The organism is Micromonospora sp. SD12, assembly GCF_052068495.1.
Classification (GTDB): Bacteria; Actinomycetota; Actinomycetes; order Mycobacteriales; family Micromonosporaceae; genus Micromonospora; species Micromonospora echinofusca.
The window spans coordinates 1-14165 of record NZ_JBQHDF010000018.1; the positions used below are offsets into that span (position 1 = coordinate 1).

Annotated in this window: 14 protein-coding genes; 6 read left to right on the forward strand and 8 right to left on the reverse strand. The window is 72.0% G+C overall.

Annotated elements, in window-relative coordinates; translation table 11 throughout:
* The first annotated feature begins 315 nt into the window (after positions 1 to 315).
* Positions 316 to 1038: a VOC family protein gene (locus ACTMS2_RS24620; RefSeq protein WP_441177510.1), complete on the forward strand. Its 723-nt coding sequence runs from the start codon at positions 316 to 318 to the stop codon at positions 1036 to 1038.
* Between the two features lie 70 nt (positions 1039 to 1108).
* Here the strand turns inward: ACTMS2_RS24620 and ACTMS2_RS24625 are convergent, their stop codons facing one another.
* On the reverse strand, positions 1109 to 2266 hold the full coding sequence (locus tag ACTMS2_RS24625) for an FAD-dependent oxidoreductase (protein WP_441177511.1): 1158 nt from the start codon (positions 2264 to 2266) through the stop codon (positions 1109 to 1111).
* 100 nt (positions 2267 to 2366) lie between these two features.
* On the opposite strand from ACTMS2_RS24625, the gene ACTMS2_RS24630 reads away from it, so the two are divergent.
* Positions 2367 to 2966, forward strand: a complete 600-nt coding sequence (locus ACTMS2_RS24630; RefSeq protein ID WP_441177512.1) for a TetR family transcriptional regulator — start codon at positions 2367 to 2369, stop codon at positions 2964 to 2966.
* 109 nt (positions 2967 to 3075) lie between these two features.
* On the opposite strand, the gene qcrA is transcribed toward ACTMS2_RS24630, so the two are convergent.
* Positions 3076 to 4164: a cytochrome bc1 complex Rieske iron-sulfur subunit gene (gene qcrA / locus ACTMS2_RS24635; protein WP_441177513.1), complete on the reverse strand. Its 1089-nt coding sequence runs from the start codon at positions 4162 to 4164 to the stop codon at positions 3076 to 3078.
* Positions 4161 to 4985, reverse strand: a complete 825-nt coding sequence (gene qcrC, locus ACTMS2_RS24640) for a cytochrome bc1 complex diheme cytochrome c subunit (RefSeq protein WP_441177514.1) — start codon at positions 4983 to 4985, stop codon at positions 4161 to 4163. The genes qcrA and qcrC overlap by 4 nt, the downstream gene beginning before the upstream one ends.
* A 230-nt stretch (positions 4986 to 5215) precedes the next feature.
* Between qcrC and ACTMS2_RS24645 the strand changes: the two genes are divergently transcribed.
* Positions 5216 to 5731 (forward strand): DUF421 domain-containing protein, encoded by a 516-nt coding sequence (locus ACTMS2_RS24645; RefSeq protein WP_441177515.1) that lies wholly within the window; start codon positions 5216 to 5218, stop codon positions 5729 to 5731.
* Between the two features lie 38 nt (positions 5732 to 5769).
* Here the strand turns inward: ACTMS2_RS24645 and ACTMS2_RS24650 are convergent, their stop codons facing one another.
* Complete coding sequence (locus tag ACTMS2_RS24650) at positions 5770 to 6228, reverse strand: MarR family winged helix-turn-helix transcriptional regulator (protein ID WP_441177602.1); 459 nt, start codon at positions 6226 to 6228, stop codon at positions 5770 to 5772.
* A gap of 100 nt (positions 6229 to 6328) precedes the next feature.
* On the opposite strand from ACTMS2_RS24650, the gene ACTMS2_RS24655 reads away from it, so the two are divergent.
* The gene (locus ACTMS2_RS24655) at positions 6329 to 7120 is read left to right on the forward strand and encodes a potassium channel family protein (RefSeq protein WP_441177516.1); all 792 of its coding nucleotides are present in this window, start codon (positions 6329 to 6331) and stop codon (positions 7118 to 7120) included.
* A gap of 45 nt (positions 7121 to 7165) precedes the next feature.
* Here the strand turns inward: ACTMS2_RS24655 and ACTMS2_RS24660 are convergent, their stop codons facing one another.
* Positions 7166 to 8371, reverse strand: coding sequence for a DUF2254 domain-containing protein (locus ACTMS2_RS24660; RefSeq protein WP_441177517.1), 1206 nt, complete (start codon positions 8369 to 8371; stop codon positions 7166 to 7168).
* Positions 8372 to 8693: 322 nt separating this feature from the next.
* On the opposite strand from ACTMS2_RS24660, the gene ACTMS2_RS24665 reads away from it, so the two are divergent.
* A complete protein-coding gene (locus ACTMS2_RS24665; RefSeq protein WP_441177518.1) occupies positions 8694 to 9926 on the forward strand; it encodes a cation:proton antiporter domain-containing protein in 1233 nt (410 codons plus the stop codon).
* Here the strand turns inward: ACTMS2_RS24665 and ACTMS2_RS24670 are convergent.
* The 3 genes from ACTMS2_RS24670 to ACTMS2_RS24680 all read right to left on the reverse strand — a co-directional run bounded on the left by ACTMS2_RS24670 (position 9895) and on the right by ACTMS2_RS24680 (position 11763).
* A complete protein-coding gene (locus tag ACTMS2_RS24670) occupies positions 9895 to 10821 on the reverse strand; it encodes a mechanosensitive ion channel family protein (RefSeq protein ID WP_441177519.1) in 927 nt (308 codons plus the stop codon). The genes ACTMS2_RS24665 and ACTMS2_RS24670 overlap by 32 nt on opposite strands.
* 170 nt (positions 10822 to 10991) lie before the next feature.
* The gene (locus tag ACTMS2_RS24675) at positions 10992 to 11264 is read right to left on the reverse strand and encodes a GlsB/YeaQ/YmgE family stress response membrane protein (protein WP_441177520.1); all 273 of its coding nucleotides are present in this window, start codon (positions 11262 to 11264) and stop codon (positions 10992 to 10994) included.
* A 67-nt stretch (positions 11265 to 11331) separates the two neighbouring features.
* Positions 11332 to 11763 (reverse strand): hypothetical protein, encoded by a 432-nt coding sequence (locus tag ACTMS2_RS24680; RefSeq protein WP_441177521.1) that lies wholly within the window; start codon positions 11761 to 11763, stop codon positions 11332 to 11334.
* Positions 11764 to 12002: 239 nt separating this feature from the next.
* Between ACTMS2_RS24680 and ACTMS2_RS24685 the strand changes: the two genes are divergently transcribed.
* Positions 12003 to 13898: a protein kinase domain-containing protein gene (locus ACTMS2_RS24685; RefSeq protein ID WP_441177522.1), complete on the forward strand. Its 1896-nt coding sequence runs from the start codon at positions 12003 to 12005 to the stop codon at positions 13896 to 13898.
* Positions 13899 to 14165 lie beyond the last annotated feature (267 nt).

The following is a 14165-nucleotide window of genomic DNA, read 5'->3' on the forward strand; positions in this document are numbered from 1 at the left end:
TCGCTGTGCGCTACGAAGCCATCATCCACCTCGCGGCCATCAACGAGTGGCTGTGACCGACTTCGACACAGGCCCTAATCGGCTGCCGCTTCCCGCGCAGAGGTCGTACCACAGCAGGGGATTTGGTGCTGTGCCGCTGCCGGGCGGCGCCGGCGCGAAGGAGCCGGGCCGGGCCGGTCACGACGGGCTGCCGGCCGGTGCGGCGGCGGAATACTCGGCTGCGGACGGCGCCGGCGTGCCCCTATGCTCCCGATCGACCCGGCGGCGGGGGTTCACCATCGGCGGTGGCCGATCGGCGATCGGAGATGGCCAGCCATGACATGTCAACTGTTCGCGATCAGCTTCGACGCGTACGAACCGCTGCCACTCGCGCGGTTCTGGTCGGGGGTCCTGGGCCGGGACCTGGCCGACGACCCGTACGACGGTGTCGCCCTCCTGCCCGGTGACGACACGGCATTCCGGATCCGCTTCCTGCCGACCCGGGAACCGAAGGTCGGCCAGAACCGGATGCACTTCGACCTGACGAGCGCGTCCCCGGGGGAGCAGCAGCGGACGGTGGACAGGGCGTTGGAGCTCGGCGCACGGCACATCGACGTCGGCCAGCGTCCGGAAGAGGGGCACGTGGTGCTCGCCGACCCCGAGGGCAACGAGTTCTGCGTCATCGAGCCGGGCAATGACTTCCTCGCCGGCTGCGGATTCGTCGGCGCGCTGGCCTGCGACGGCTCGCAGGAGGTCGGCTACTTCTGGAGCGAAGCACTCAGGTGGCCGCTGGTCTGGGACCAGGACCAGGAGACGGCGGTCCAGTCACCGCTCGGCGGTCCGAAGATCACCTGGGGCGGCCCGCCGCTGATGCCGAGGACCGGCAATCAACGGCTGCACTTCGACCTCGCGCCGCCCGCCGACGGCGATCTTCAAACGGAGGTCGACCGCCTGCTCTCCCTCGGGGCGACCCGGATCGACATCGGCCAGGGCGAGGTCGACCGGGCGGTGCTGGCCGATCCCGACGGCAACGAGTTCTGCGTGTTGCCGCCCCGGTAGCCGGCCGCGCGGAACCTGGCCGATGCCAGGCCGGTGGCCGAGGTGCTCGTCGCGCGCCTCTGACCGGGCGTCACCGGCTCGTACGTTCGATGCCGCGCCGGACGAGACCGCGGATGCCCGGCAGCGTGATCGCCCGCATCGTCACGTCGCCCATCCACACGTGGAACCGGCTGGGCGGCGCGTACTGGAGCATTCCCCGGCGGGCGAGTGCCTGTCGTCTGGTGACCTCCGGCCGCAGGCCAACCTCCCACTCGGCCAGGGCCGCCGGGATGTCGTCGTCGTGTCGACGCAGGGCTGCGCCGAGTTGCTCGGCGCCGGCGAGCGCGAGGGCCGCGCCGTGTCCGGCGAACAGGGTGACGCACCAGGCCGCGTCGCCGAGCAGCACGATCCGGCCGGTGCCCCAGCGCGGCATGACCACCTGGCTGACCGCGTCGAAGTAGGCGTCGGACGGGTCCTTGTCGAGCTGACGCAGCGCGTCCGGCACGCCCGCGCCCAGGTCGCCGAACGCCTCGGCGAGCGCGGCCCCCGGTCCGCGCCGCAGTTGCGCGGGAGGGTCCGGGCACCGGTACGTGAAGAACGCCGACGACCGTCGCGGGCCGAGGTCGACGATCGCCGCCGTGCGTCCCCGGCCGATGAACGTGGTGGCGGACGACTGCGGTACGTCCGTCACGGGACCGGCGAGCGGGAACGCGGCCACCACGTACGGCAGGTCGACCCGGAACCCCGAGCCGAACGCCGCCGTACGGGTCGCGGAGTGGACCCCGTCGGCCCCGACGAGCAGGTCGGCGTCCTGCGTGCTGCCGTCGCTGAGCGTGACCCGTACCCGGTCGGCGTCCTGGTCGACGGACGTGATCGTGGTGCCGAAGCGGAACCGGGTGCGGTCGCGCACCGCCTCGTACAGGGCGGTCTCCAGGTCGCCCCGGAACACCGTCATGGTCCGCTCGCCGAGGGCGGCCTCGGCGACGGCCGACGGCACGGTGAACTTGGGCCGCCCGTCGGCCCGGACCAGCACGGTGGTGAACAGACCCAGTTGCCGCGGGGACAGCGCGGGGAGCAGACCGAGGCGCTCGGCGGCGTCGTAGCCCGGCCCGAGCAGGTTCACCAGGTAGCCACCGCTGCGGCGGGCCGGGGCGCGCTCCACCACGACCGTGCGCCATCCGTCCCGCTCCAGACGCAGGGCCGTGGCCAGTCCGGCGATGCCGGCGCCGACGATCACCGCGTGCTTCATCCGTGCTCCTCGCCTCAAGAATGAGCATATGCTCAAACCAGTATGAGCGTTTGCTCATACTCGCGCAACGGCGGCCCCGCACGGCGCCTAGAATCCGGGCATGCCACGCGGAGTCGCCACCCAAGAGCCCCGGCAGCAGCTCTTCGCCGCCGTCGAGCGGGTGATCGCGCAGGACGGGCCCGGTCGCCTCACCGGCCGCGCCGTGACCCGCGAGGCGGGGGTCGCCACCGGGCTGCTGTACGCGCACTTCGCGAACTTCGACGACTTCCTGGTCGGTTACGCGGTCGACCGGACCTTCCAGATCGCCGGCGAGGTGGCCGCCCTGGCGGGGCGCGCGGGGACCGGCACGGTCGTCGGGAACCTCAGCGACGCCTTCCTGGCGGTGCCGGGGGGCGCGCTGCTGGCCCTGACCCGGCTGACGGCTCACCGGCCGGAACTGACGGCGGGCGTCGAAGCGGTGCTGGGCGCCGGGAACGCCGTGCTGCGGACGATCGAACGCGCGAGCGCCGACTACCTGGCCGCCGAACAGGAACGGGGGCGGGTGCCCGCCGGCGTCGACACGGAGGCGCTGGGCCTGGCGGTGGCCGGCCTGCTGCACCACGTCGCGCTCACCCGCGGCACCGGCCCGGCGGCGCACGTCCTGATCCGTCGCGCCGTGACCGCGCTGGTCGGTGGCTTCCCGGCCGTCGCGGCGCCCTGACCGGTGGCGTGGCATGCCGGTTGACGTCCACCGAGATGGGCCGTAGCCGCACGATTCGCACTCGCCGCCCGCTGGCCTCCGGGAGCGGGCGGCCGGTGGCGCTGCGTGGTCAGGGGCGTTCCCAGAAGTCGGGGCCGATGGGTTCCTGGTAGTCGGAAGTGGCTACGAAGAAGCCCTCGTCGTCGACCTCGATGGGGAGCTGGGGAAGGGGCCGGCTGGCGGGGCCGAAGATGGGTTTGGCGTTGTCGGTGATGAGGAACTGCGACTGGTGGCAGGGGCAGAGCAGCCGGTTGGTCTGCTGTTCGTAGAGGCTGGCGGGGCAGCCGGCGTGGGTGCAGATCTTGGAATAGGCGATGTAGTTGCCCCACATCCAGTCCTGCTTGCCGGCCTGTTCGTTGTTCTCGCGTGCCCGCAGGGCGTCCTGGGCCCGCAGGTGGATGAGCAGGGTGACCGAGTCGGCGTACTGGTTGCTGACGCCGTGCGGGATGCCGGGGAAGACGGTGACCTGCCCGCCGGGGAGCAGGTCGGCGGGGCGTACCGGCCGGCCGTCCTCGCGGACCAGCCGCACGCGGGTGACGGCGCCCTGGTCGTCTGCGGGGGCGAAGCCGGTGCGGAACAGCTGGTTGTCCTTGTGGGGGTCGGCGATGAGACCGCCGACAAGGGGCGCGGCGGCGACCGCGCCGAGGGGAACGAGGCCCGCGAGCAGCGAGACACCCAGCAGCGGGCGACGTTTCACACCGATCTCGTCGACCATGTAGAGCATGGTCTGTCCGGTGACGGCGCGTTCGTCGGCGGAGACCGCACCTTCGTGGCGGTCCTGGATGGACACCTCCTTGGGCAACAGCTTCTTGCCCCACACGAGGACCCCGAACCCAATGCCCAGCAGGGCGATGCCCATCGTCGTCCCGAGCAGCGGAGTGTAGTACTCCTCGATCTCGCCGAGGAGTTGGTAGCGCCACGGCCACCAGATGAACACGACCAGGAACGCGGTGGCGGCGAGTCCCGCGACGAGGAAGAACACCGCGACGGTACGGACCAGGCGGCGCTCGGCCTTGGAGCCGGCGGCGACCTGGGGCTCGTAGTGCACGATCTCGATGTCGTCACGCCGCGCGCCCTCGCGTACGACCTCGAAGCGGGACAACGACCGATCCGTGACGTCGACCGGCTCCCGGCTCTGTTGGGCGCGGTGTCCGGTCACGACTTGCCCGCGATCCAGAGGCTCGCGAACACCAGCACGACGATCCCGACCAGGAAGACCGCCAGCCCTTCAGTGGACGGACCGTAGCGGCCGAGGTTGAACCCGCCGGGATCGTTGTCGGTCTGGATCACCCGCTGGATGTAGGCGATCAGGTCGGCCTTCTGCTCGGGCGTCAGGGTGCTGTCGCCGAAGACCGGCATGTTCTGCGGGCCGCTGAGCATGGCGGCGTAGATGATCCGGTCGCTGGCGGGGTAGAGGCTGGGGGCGTACTTGCCGGAGGAGAGCGCCCCGCCACCGCCGCCGAAGGCGTGGCACTGCGAGCAGTTGACCCGGAACAACTCGCCGCCGCGGGCCAGGTTGGCCTCGTCGACCAGGGCGTCGACGTTGTCCGGCACCACGGGCCCCACCCCGAGGGAGTCGATGTAGGCGGCGAGCTGGCGGACCTGCTCGTCGGTGTACAGCGGCGGTTTGCGCTGCGCCTGAGCCTCCTGGCGAGCCAGCGGCATCCGGCCGGTGCCGACCTGGAACTCGACCGAGGCGCCACCGACGTTGATCAGGCTGGGTCCGCGTCCCTCGACCCCTCCGGCGCTGCGACCGTGGCAGGTGATGCAGCCGACCTCGAACAACGCCTCGCCCTCGGCCGCCGCGGCGCTCGACCGTGGCTCCTCCTGGGCCTGGGCGGCCGGCGCGAACAGCGCGTAGGCACCCCCGGCCAGGACGAGTGCGGTAACCATCCGCGCGATGCCGGCGGCTCGCCGCCGGGCTCGGCTGAGGCGGACAGGTACCCCCGGTCGGGTGCACCCGGGGCGTGAGTCGTGCATGGCGTCCTCTGCTCTTCAGAGTCGTTCGATAAGCGGCCTTCGTGCCTATTCAAGGTATACGGCTTTGCGGCAGGTGTACCGAAGTTCGTCGCCCAGATTCGTCAAGGAGGGGCACCGCGCCGTCGGTGCCCCGCAGGTCAGCCCGCGTACCCCTCGGCTCCTCCGCGCGTGTGGAGACGAGCCGTCGGTTCGGCCGCGTGCGAGGCGCGCATCGCGGGTACGGCGCTGAGATGGTGCTGAAGAACCCCGCCGACCTGCTGCGTCTACTCGTCGTCGCGGCGATCGTCTATCCGGCGCTGGTGTTGATCCTGCGGCTGTCCGGCAAGCGGACCCTGTCCAAGCTCAACGCGTTCGACCTCGTGGTCACCGTGGCCCTGGGTTCCACCCTCGCCACGATCCTCCTGTCGCGTGACGTCTCCCTGGCGGAGGGCATCCTGGCGCTGCTGTTGCTGGTGGCGTTGCAGTACGTGGTCGCGCTGCTCGGCGTGCGCTGGCCGTCGTCACAACGGCTGATCAAGGCACGACCGACCATGCTGCTGCGTGACGGGCAGATGCGTCACGCCACCATGCGCCGCGCCCGGGTCGCCGAGAGCGAGATCCGGCAGGCCGCTCGCAGTCAGGGCGCCGGTGATCTCCACGGTCTCGCGGCGGTGGTGTTGGAGACCGACGGCAGTCTGAGCGTCATCCCTCGGTCACAGCTGGGCGACGGCAGCAGTCTCGCCGACGTCGTCGACCATGCCGGGTAGCGGGCGGGCCGCTCGGCAGGAGTGCGCCGAGGCCGCCGCTAGGGCGCCACGGCGCAGCGCTCCCAGCGGTGCCACCACTGTTCCTCCGTGGGCTCGTCGGCTGCGATCACCAACGAGGTGATGAGCTCGGCGGTCGTCTGCGGACTGGTGGCGACGGCCCGCACCAGGCGCCGGATCTCCTCGGTCCGGTGCCGCATGACATCGCCCACCAGTGTCTTGCCGGCCTCCGTGAGCGTGAGCAGGGCCACCCGCCGGTCCGTGGGCCGGTGGTGCCGGGCCACCAGGTCCCGGCGCACCAGACGGTCGCAGGTCCTCGTCGCGGTGGAGGGGTGCACGTGCAGCGCAGCCGCCAGGTCCACGGTGCGCAGCGGGCCTCGGGAGGCCAGGACGACCAGGGTCCGGTACTGCGACAGGGTGACCTCGACATCGAGGGTCGCCAGCGTCCGGGCGGTGATTCCCACCAAGGCGCGACTGAGGGCCGAGAGCCCGTCGATCAGCTCCTCGCCGCCGAGAGTCGACCGGGTATCGCTTTCCGCGTAAAGTCCCACCCGGCAATGATTGCATGTATACACGCAAAACTTCGGGGTGGAACCGGTCATGCAGGCGAGAAACCACACGCGTCCCGCTGATCGGGCGACGAGATGGGAGCGCCGGACGGCGCTCCCGCTGACAGTCCTGTCGGTGATCTTCCTCGTCGTCTACGCGGCACCGATCCTCCGACCCGACCTGGGGGCGCCCTGGCAGCGGACCTGCGAGGTCGCCACGGTCCTCATCTGGTTGACGTTCTGGGCCGACTTCCTGGTGCGCCTGAGGCTGACCGAGCACCGGCGGCGATTCCTGCGGGGTCACCTGTTCGACCTGGCCGTACTGGTGCTGCCCGTCCTCCGGCCGCTGCGGGCGCTGCGACTGGTCACCGTGGTGCTGACGCTCAGCCGGAGGACGGAGACGTGGGCCCGCGGTCGGCTGGCGATCTATGTCGGCGTGACCACCATGCTGCTCGTACTGGTCTCCGCGCTGGCCGTGCTCGACGCCGAGCAGTCCGCCACGGACGCCAACATCGTCTCGTTCGACGACGCCCTCTGGTGGGCGGCGGTGACCATCACCACCGTCGGCTACGGGGACCACTATCCGGTCACCGACGCCGGACGGTTCGTGGCTCTGGGGCTCATGGTCGGGGGGATCGGCCTGATCGGTTTCGTCACGGGCTCGCTGGCCACCTGGATCGTGGAGCGGGTCTCCGACAAGGGGCAGGCGGCCGCGGCGACGAGCGAGGACATCGCCGTCCTCCGCGCCGAGATCGCGGCCCTGCGCGAGCAACTCGTCCCGCCGGCGTCACGGGCCGGCGACGAATCGCAGCGGCGGGGCGAGGCACCCCAACCCTCCCGCTGACCACGTTCGCGCGCGACGGTCGTGCGAGCGGTGCGCCATCGGCTGTCAGTGGCTGCTGCGGGCTGCCGGCGACATCCGACACACGATCGCCGCCCGGTGCGCGGGAAGCGCGACGGTCGCCAGGTCGCGCAGGACAGCGTCCAGCAGCCGCGCGACGCGCGGCTGCTGACCGGCGACCAGTCGGATGTCGTCGACGACCATGGCCAGTAGGAGGTCGTACCGGACCCCGTCCACCCGGACGCGTACGGTGCTGTCGTCGTCTCGGACGACGTGGACGGGGTCGGGGCGGGTGGCGAGTCGGCGCAGGAGGTCGTGCGCCTCCTGCACGGCGCGCACGGCGGTGGTCACGTCGTTGACGGCCGGGGACAGCGCGCGTTCGGCGATGTCGGCCAACTGTCGGAAGCCGAATCCGACGTCCTGGCCCGGGGTGCGCTCCATGCCGATGGTCACTCCCTGGCTGGCCTCGTCGTTCGGTACCGGGCGACCCGTTGCGCCGACCACCCGGTGGACGCGCACCAGCGGTGCCCCCTCGACGACGAAGTCACCCGGGGCGGGGACGACGGTGATGGCGCAGTCGTACTCGCGTGCCAGGCGAGCGAGCAGGGGGAGGTCGACGTTGCTGACCATCCCGGGGGCCGGGGCCGGCACGGTCTGCGTGACCTTGCCGTGCACCATCGCCGCCGGCTCGTCGGGCGCGGGTAGGCGGGCGATCGATCGCCGCGTCTGGGCGCCGATCGAGGCGATGATGTGCGACACCCTCATCACCGTGGTGATGTGGTGCAGGTAGTAGATGAAGATGCCAGTGCTGGCCAGGACGAGCGACATCGACACCGCGAGCGACAGTTCCGGGAACCGCTCCCCGTCCCGGGCTGGCAGCGCCGCGAGCACCACCATCGCGAACAGGAAGGTGGCGACGAACGTACCGAGCGTCGCCTGGATGATCCGATCCTGGAGGAACGTCCGGAGGACCCGCGGTGTGTACTGACTGCTGGCCAGTTGCAGGGCCACGACCGTGATGGAGAAGACCAGCGCGGTGAAGGAGATCATCGCCGTGATGATCGACGACAGCAGTGATCGGGCACCCGCGGGATTGCTGGGCAGGATCCCCTCGACGGGAAGGTCCAGCTGTAGCTCCAGCATCGAAAGGCCGCCGGCCACTGCCACCGCGCCCACGGCGAACACCCCCGGCACCAGCCAGAAGCTCTCCCGCACTTCGGCGAGCCGCGCGGACACGGTGCGGGGCCGGCTCACGACGACCAGTTCCTCGACGGCACACCCCCATCGTGACGTACGACGGACCGTGGCGCGCCCCGTCCGTCGACCCAGGCACGGGGGACGGTGCTTCCGACACGCTGGTCGGCTCAGCGCTGGCCGGCCCGGAACCGGCGGGATCAGTCGCCGGTGCTCCGTCGCTGGGGACCGTGACCCGCACCTCTCGGGCGAGCAGTGCTGTGCGGCCGGGCCCGCCGCCTGCCCGGCCTGCGTGGCGGCCGGACCCGAGTCGACGCGACCGTCCGCGGCAGGTGCCCGCGTGAAGGGTGTGAAGCGGACACGAAGGGGGTAGCGCCGCAGGATGGACCCGCTTCACCTCAGCTACGCCCTGGTCGGTGTCCTGGGTGTGCTGCTGGCCTTCTGGTCCAGCTCCATCCGTCAGGCACCGGTCAGTGAGCCTCTGCTCGCGCTGCTGCTGGGCGTACTGGTCGGTCCGGTCCTCGGGCTGATCGACCTGCCCCACCGCCAGGCGTCCGTACTGACCCTGGAGGCGAGCCGCGTCCTGCTGGCCATCTCGCTGATGGCCGTCGCGCTGCGTTTTCCGCTGCCGGAGTACCGGTCGGTGATTCGCCCGATCGGTGTGCTCCTCGCCGTCGCGATGGCGGGTATGGCCGTGGTCAGCGCTGGTCTGGCCTGGCTCCTCCTCGGCCTTCCGGTGGCCCTGGCCGCGCTGCTGGGTGCCTGTCTGACGCCGACCGACCCGGTCCTCGCCTCCAGCGTCGTCTCGGGCGGGCCCGCCGAACGGCAGCTGCCGGCTCGGCTACGTCAGGTGATCAGTGGCGAGTCGGGTGCCAACGACGGGCTCGCCTTCGTGTTCGTCGTGCTCGCGCTGTCCGCCGTGACGTCCGGATCCTTCGCCGGGCAGCTCGGCACGGCGGTGTGGGGGGTGGTGGGGGCCGTGGTGGTCGGCCTGGCGGTCGGCTACGCCGCCGGCCGGGCCGTCATGACAGCCGAGGCCCGGGAGGACGTGGACGAGGGCTCCCTGCTGATCTTCACGGTCGTGCTCGGCATCGCGGCACTGGGGGTCGCCCGCGTGGTACGCACGGACGGCATCCTGGCGGTGTTCGCCGCCGGTCTGGCCTACAACGCGGTGATCGGCGACCGGTCACGTGCATCCGAGCAGAGGCTCGACGACGCGCTTACCCGCTATCTGGTGCTGCCGTTGTTCTTCCTGCTCGGCGTCGAGGTGCCGTGGCGTGACTGGGTCGATCTGGGCTGGCCCCTGGCGGCCTTCGTGGTCGCGGTGCTGGTGTTGCGTCGCCTGCCGGTGGTGCTCGCGCTGAAGCGCGTACTGGGGATGCCCCGGCGAAGCGTGGTGTTCCTGGGCTGGTTCGGGCCGATCGGCGTGTCGGCGCTGTTCTATCTCACCCACAGCCAGGAGGAGGGAGCCCGGGATCCCCGGCTGTGGGCGGCCGGCAGCCTGGTGGTGGTCGCGAGCACTGTGGTGCACGGCGTCACCGCCACGCCGGGCCGTCGCTGGTACGCCCGCCGGTCGGCGACCGTCACCGACGGCCATCCGGGGCGGCGCCGGTAGCCGAGGACTGCGGCGGGTGGACGGTGATGTCCTGCGTCACCGACGCCACCCGGATGCCGTTCTCGGCGAAGCGGTCCAGCACCCGCCGGGTGACCTGGTCCTTGACCTGTCGTGCGGCGCGCACCGGCACCACGAACCGCGCCGACAGCTCGACCCAGTTGGGGGTGGCGCGGATGAAGACGCGGGGATCGACCTCCGCGTCGGCGACCGGGTAGCGGTGACGCATCTGCTCGATGGCGCCTCGCGCCTCGACCGTCGAGGAGACGTTCTCCGCCTCCTCGCACAGGATGCGCTCCGCCAGATGCCAGTCCGCCTCGTAGGGGACGGGCAGGGTCAACTCCTCCCACAGATGGTCCAGCACCGTGCTGCTGTTGTAGACCGGTGCGCTGAACACGAAGCGGTTCGACAGCGAGACCACACGTCCCGTGTACTGGCGGCCGCGGATCCAGGATTCCGGGTCGGAGGAGGAGCCGCTCTCCAGGATGCGGGTACGCAGCGGGGTGATGTCCAGGACGTCGCCGCGGACCCCGCACATCTGTATCCGGTCACCGACGCGGAACTGCCGGCCGGTGAGGATGCTGACCCATCCGGCGAACGCGCCGATGACCTCCTGCATGGCCAGCGCGAGACCGGCGGCGAGCAGGCCGAAGACCACACCGACCCGGCCGGCGAACGGCCGCCACAGCAGTGCCAGCGCGAACAGCAACGCCACGACGGTCAGGTAGTGCACCGCCTTGCGCAGGTAGTAACGGTTGGTCGTGTCGTGTACCCGGAGGGTGGCCAGGCGGCCGGCCAGGGGGGCGAGCACGATGGCTAGCACGATCAGGACGACGCTGGTCACGAGGCGGCCGCCCACGCTGCTCGTGTCCCAGACAGCCTCCAGGAACCGGTCCATGCTGCTTGCCCATCGTCCTCGGTGGCGAACGGCGCACGCGCGTCCGTCGCGTCGCCTCCACCATAGGCAGCCGTCGGCGGCGAGATACCGGAATGCGCCTGGTAGGGGAGAGCCGGTGGTCCGCGGAAGTCACGGCACCGGCAGACCGGCGGTCGTCGGTGGCCACCGTACTAACGGGAAGGGTGACGGCGGTCGGAGAAGGTCGCGACGAGAATGACGGTGAGGCTGGCGCACCCCGCCTGGCCGATGACTCCGGGGAGGCCGGTGCTGCGGGCGTCGACGCCGCCCAGCACGGCGAGGACGGTGGCGAGCAGGGCGGCGGTGACGCCCAGGACCAGCGCCAACCATCGCGGTATCGCCTCACGTGCCGGGACCGCGAGGCGACCCAGTGCGCCGGCGACGAGACCGACGACGATGGCGCTGACAAGGGCACCGGATGTCATCCTGCTCCTCCGTGGGTATGGCGGTCGGAACCCGGCCCGCGCGTGGGCTCGGGCCGCGTCGAAAGGCTCATTGCCAGACCTTCAGATCCTGGGCCACGAGCGCCCGCCCACCTTCGAAGGCCCGGTACGGTTCCGGGGATCCGAGGCGGTAGCGGACGGTGAGGTCGCCGTGGGAGAACCGGATGACGGTGCCCCGCACGGTCACGAGCTGCGGCGGAGCCGGCGCCGACGGACCCGTCGTCAGCACGAGCAGGGTGCCGCCGGTCAGATCCTCGTCGCGTACGACGAACGCGGTGTCGGTGATGATCCGGTCGACTGCGGCGGTCATGGTGAGCCGGTCGCCCACCTCCGCTCGCGCGACGGTGCCGGCTCGGGTGGTGGGCACCGGTTCGGGACTGGGCTGCGGGGCCGCCGGTGGGCTCGTGCAGCCCGTGGCGAGTAGGACCACCGCCGGAAGGGTCGCCAGCGCCGGACGCACCCGGCCTTGCCGTCCACCCATCGCGGTCCCTCCTCTCCGTCGTGCCGCATGGACAAGAACTTCCCCCGCATATGGCGGCATGACCGCAGGATGATGACGGTTGCATGACAATCCCCGCCATCGTCCGGAGGACTGCTGAGCAGGGGTTTTGGGCCACGAGCGCCGGGTACCGCCCAGCGTCGACGGAAACAACGGCGCGACCGGAGCGGAATCCCGCCCCGACCGCGTCGACGCCGTACGACGACCGGGGAGACGAACACATGCGACTCCTGCAGCAGCGCTACCGGCTCGACGAACCGGTCGGGCAGGGTGGCATGGCGGTGGTCTGGCGCGGTTTCGACCTGCGGCTTCAGCGCACGGTGGCGGTGAAGATGCTCTCCGCGGAGTTGCTGGACGACCCGGCGGCGCGTGGGCGGCTGCGCGGTGAGGCGCTCGCGGCGGCAAGACTCGACCATCCGCACGTCGCCGGCGTCTACGACTACGGCGAGCAGCGGCGTCTGGGCAGGGGGAGGGCACCGTTCCTCGTCATGGAGTTCGTCGACGGCGAGACCCTGGCCGCCTGTCTGCGCCGGTCGGGACGGATGCCCTGGCGCGAAGTCGCCCGGGTGGGCGCCGCCGTGGCGGACGCCCTCGCCGCCGCACACGCCCTCGGACTCGTCCACCGCGACGTCAAACCCGGCAACGTGATGCTCGGTTCCCGGGGGATCAAGGTCGTCGACTTCGGCATCGCCGCAGGTGTCGGCCAGGACCCCGCCGACGAGGGGGAACTGATCTGGGGCACGCCGGCATACCTGGCTCCGGAGCAGGCGGCCGGCGCCACGGCGGCGCCAGCCGGCGACATCTTCGCCCTGGGCCTGGTGCTGGCCGAGTGTGTCAGCGGGCTGAGTCCCGCCGAGCTGCGGCGCGGCCGGGGTGCTGCCGAGGTCCCGTCCGTTCCCGGACTGCCGGACGAGGTGGCCGACCTGGTGGGGCGTTGCCTGTCGTCGGAAGCGGGTCGCCGGCCGGAGGCCGCCCAGGTGGCGGTCGCCCTCCGGGGCGCCACCGGCGTGGAGGTGGTGTCGGTGCGGCCTGCGGCCGCGGTGTCCGACCCGCCGGCGGCCACCGGATCGACCCGTGAGCTCACCGGTGGTCCGAGGGCTCCGGCTCGCACCGCGGACACGCGGCCCGGGACCGTGCCGGTACCGGGCCCTGCACGTCTGCGCAGCCTCCGCTCCCGGGCCGCCGTCGGCGTACCGGCGGTCCTGCTCGCCGCGGTACTCGTCGGCCAACTGCCGGGCCTCACCGCGCTCGACGATGCCGCGGACAGCGACAACGGCAGCACCGATCCGCAGTCCGGCGGCTGCGCCGCCCGGTACACCGCCCACCAGATGGCGGACGGGAGCTTCCGTGCCGACCTGACCGTCACCAACATCGGGGGGCAGTGGCTGCGTGACTGGTCACTGGCGTTCGCGCTGCCTCCCGGCCACCGGGTGCTCACCACCGGCACGTCCTGGGAGCAGGACCGCCGCCGCGTGACCCTCGCCCCGGCGAGGCCGCTGGCCCCCGGCGCGACCCTGGCAGCGGCGCTGCGGGGGACGGTCGAGGCCGAACGCCTGAGGGCTCCGGTCGCGTTCTCCGTCAACGGCCTGCCGTGTGACCGGGTGGTCAGCCAGATCGCGTCGCCCGTCGTCGGGTCCGCTCCGCCACCCGCCTCCGCCCCTTCGGCAGGAAAGGGTCGGCCGGCCGGTGAGACTGCCTCCACGCCGTCCGCCGGCGCCGCGCCAGGGGAGCCCACGACTCCGCAGGACAGCGATCCGCTTCCGCTGGAGCCCGACCCGGGAGGTGACCCGCAGCCGCCCGCCAGCCCGCCGGCGACCGGGCACCCCCAGGACACCACCACGCCTCCACCGCCCGTCGATCCCTCGCCGAGCACGGAGCCGTCGCCGAGCACCGACCCGCCGCCGAGCACGGACCCGCCGCCGAGCACGGAGCCGTCGCCGAGCGCCGACCCGCCGCCGAGCAGCGCCTCGGCATCGCCGCCGCCAGGCGACGGGTCCGTCCCGGACCCCCGACCCAGCGACCCGCCCGGCACGCCGATCTCCGCCGATCCTTCCGCCACCGGGTCACCGGCGGGGGCGGACGAATCCGCGACCGGCTCACCGCGGATCGCCGTGTGACAGCCCCGCAGGGGCCTCGGCCGTGACGGATCGTCGGAGTGCCGTGCTCTTGCGCGCGTGCCGGAGGACCAGGCAACCGGACCTGCGGCGCCGCCCGACGGTCGGGGCCGACAGCGGAGCTGGCCGGTCCGCGTCCCGACGGGTAGCGTGACAGCCGCAGGGATTGTTGCATGCGTGCAGGTTTCGGTGAGGTCGAAGGTCCGGGCAGTCGGAAGGCGCACGTCCGGCGCAGTCGCGGCCGGAGCTGTTTGCTGCGCTTCCGGCCGC

Coding starts and splice junctions, on each gene's coding strand:
- ACTMS2_RS24620 (WP_441177510.1), top strand. CDS start 316: ATGACATGTCAACTGTTCGCGATCAGCTTCGACGCGTACGAACCGCTG.
- ACTMS2_RS24625 (WP_441177511.1), bottom strand. CDS start 2,266: ATGAAGCACGCGGTGATCGTCGGCGCCGGCATCGCCGGACTGGCCACG.
- ACTMS2_RS24630 (WP_441177512.1), top strand. CDS start 2,367: ATGCCACGCGGAGTCGCCACCCAAGAGCCCCGGCAGCAGCTCTTCGCC.
- qcrC (WP_441177514.1), bottom strand. CDS start 4,985: ATGCACGACTCACGCCCCGGGTGCACCCGACCGGGGGTACCTGTCCGC.
- ACTMS2_RS24645 (WP_441177515.1), top strand. CDS start 5,216: ATGGTGCTGAAGAACCCCGCCGACCTGCTGCGTCTACTCGTCGTCGCG.
- ACTMS2_RS24655 (WP_441177516.1), top strand. CDS start 6,329: ATGCAGGCGAGAAACCACACGCGTCCCGCTGATCGGGCGACGAGATGG.
- ACTMS2_RS24665 (WP_441177518.1), top strand. CDS start 8,694: ATGGACCCGCTTCACCTCAGCTACGCCCTGGTCGGTGTCCTGGGTGTG.
- ACTMS2_RS24670 (WP_441177519.1), bottom strand. CDS start 10,821: ATGGACCGGTTCCTGGAGGCTGTCTGGGACACGAGCAGCGTGGGCGGC.
- ACTMS2_RS24675 (WP_441177520.1), bottom strand. CDS start 11,264: ATGACATCCGGTGCCCTTGTCAGCGCCATCGTCGTCGGTCTCGTCGCC.
- ACTMS2_RS24680 (WP_441177521.1), bottom strand. CDS start 11,763: ATGGGTGGACGGCAAGGCCGGGTGCGTCCGGCGCTGGCGACCCTTCCG.
- ACTMS2_RS24685 (WP_441177522.1), top strand. CDS start 12,003: ATGCGACTCCTGCAGCAGCGCTACCGGCTCGACGAACCGGTCGGGCAG.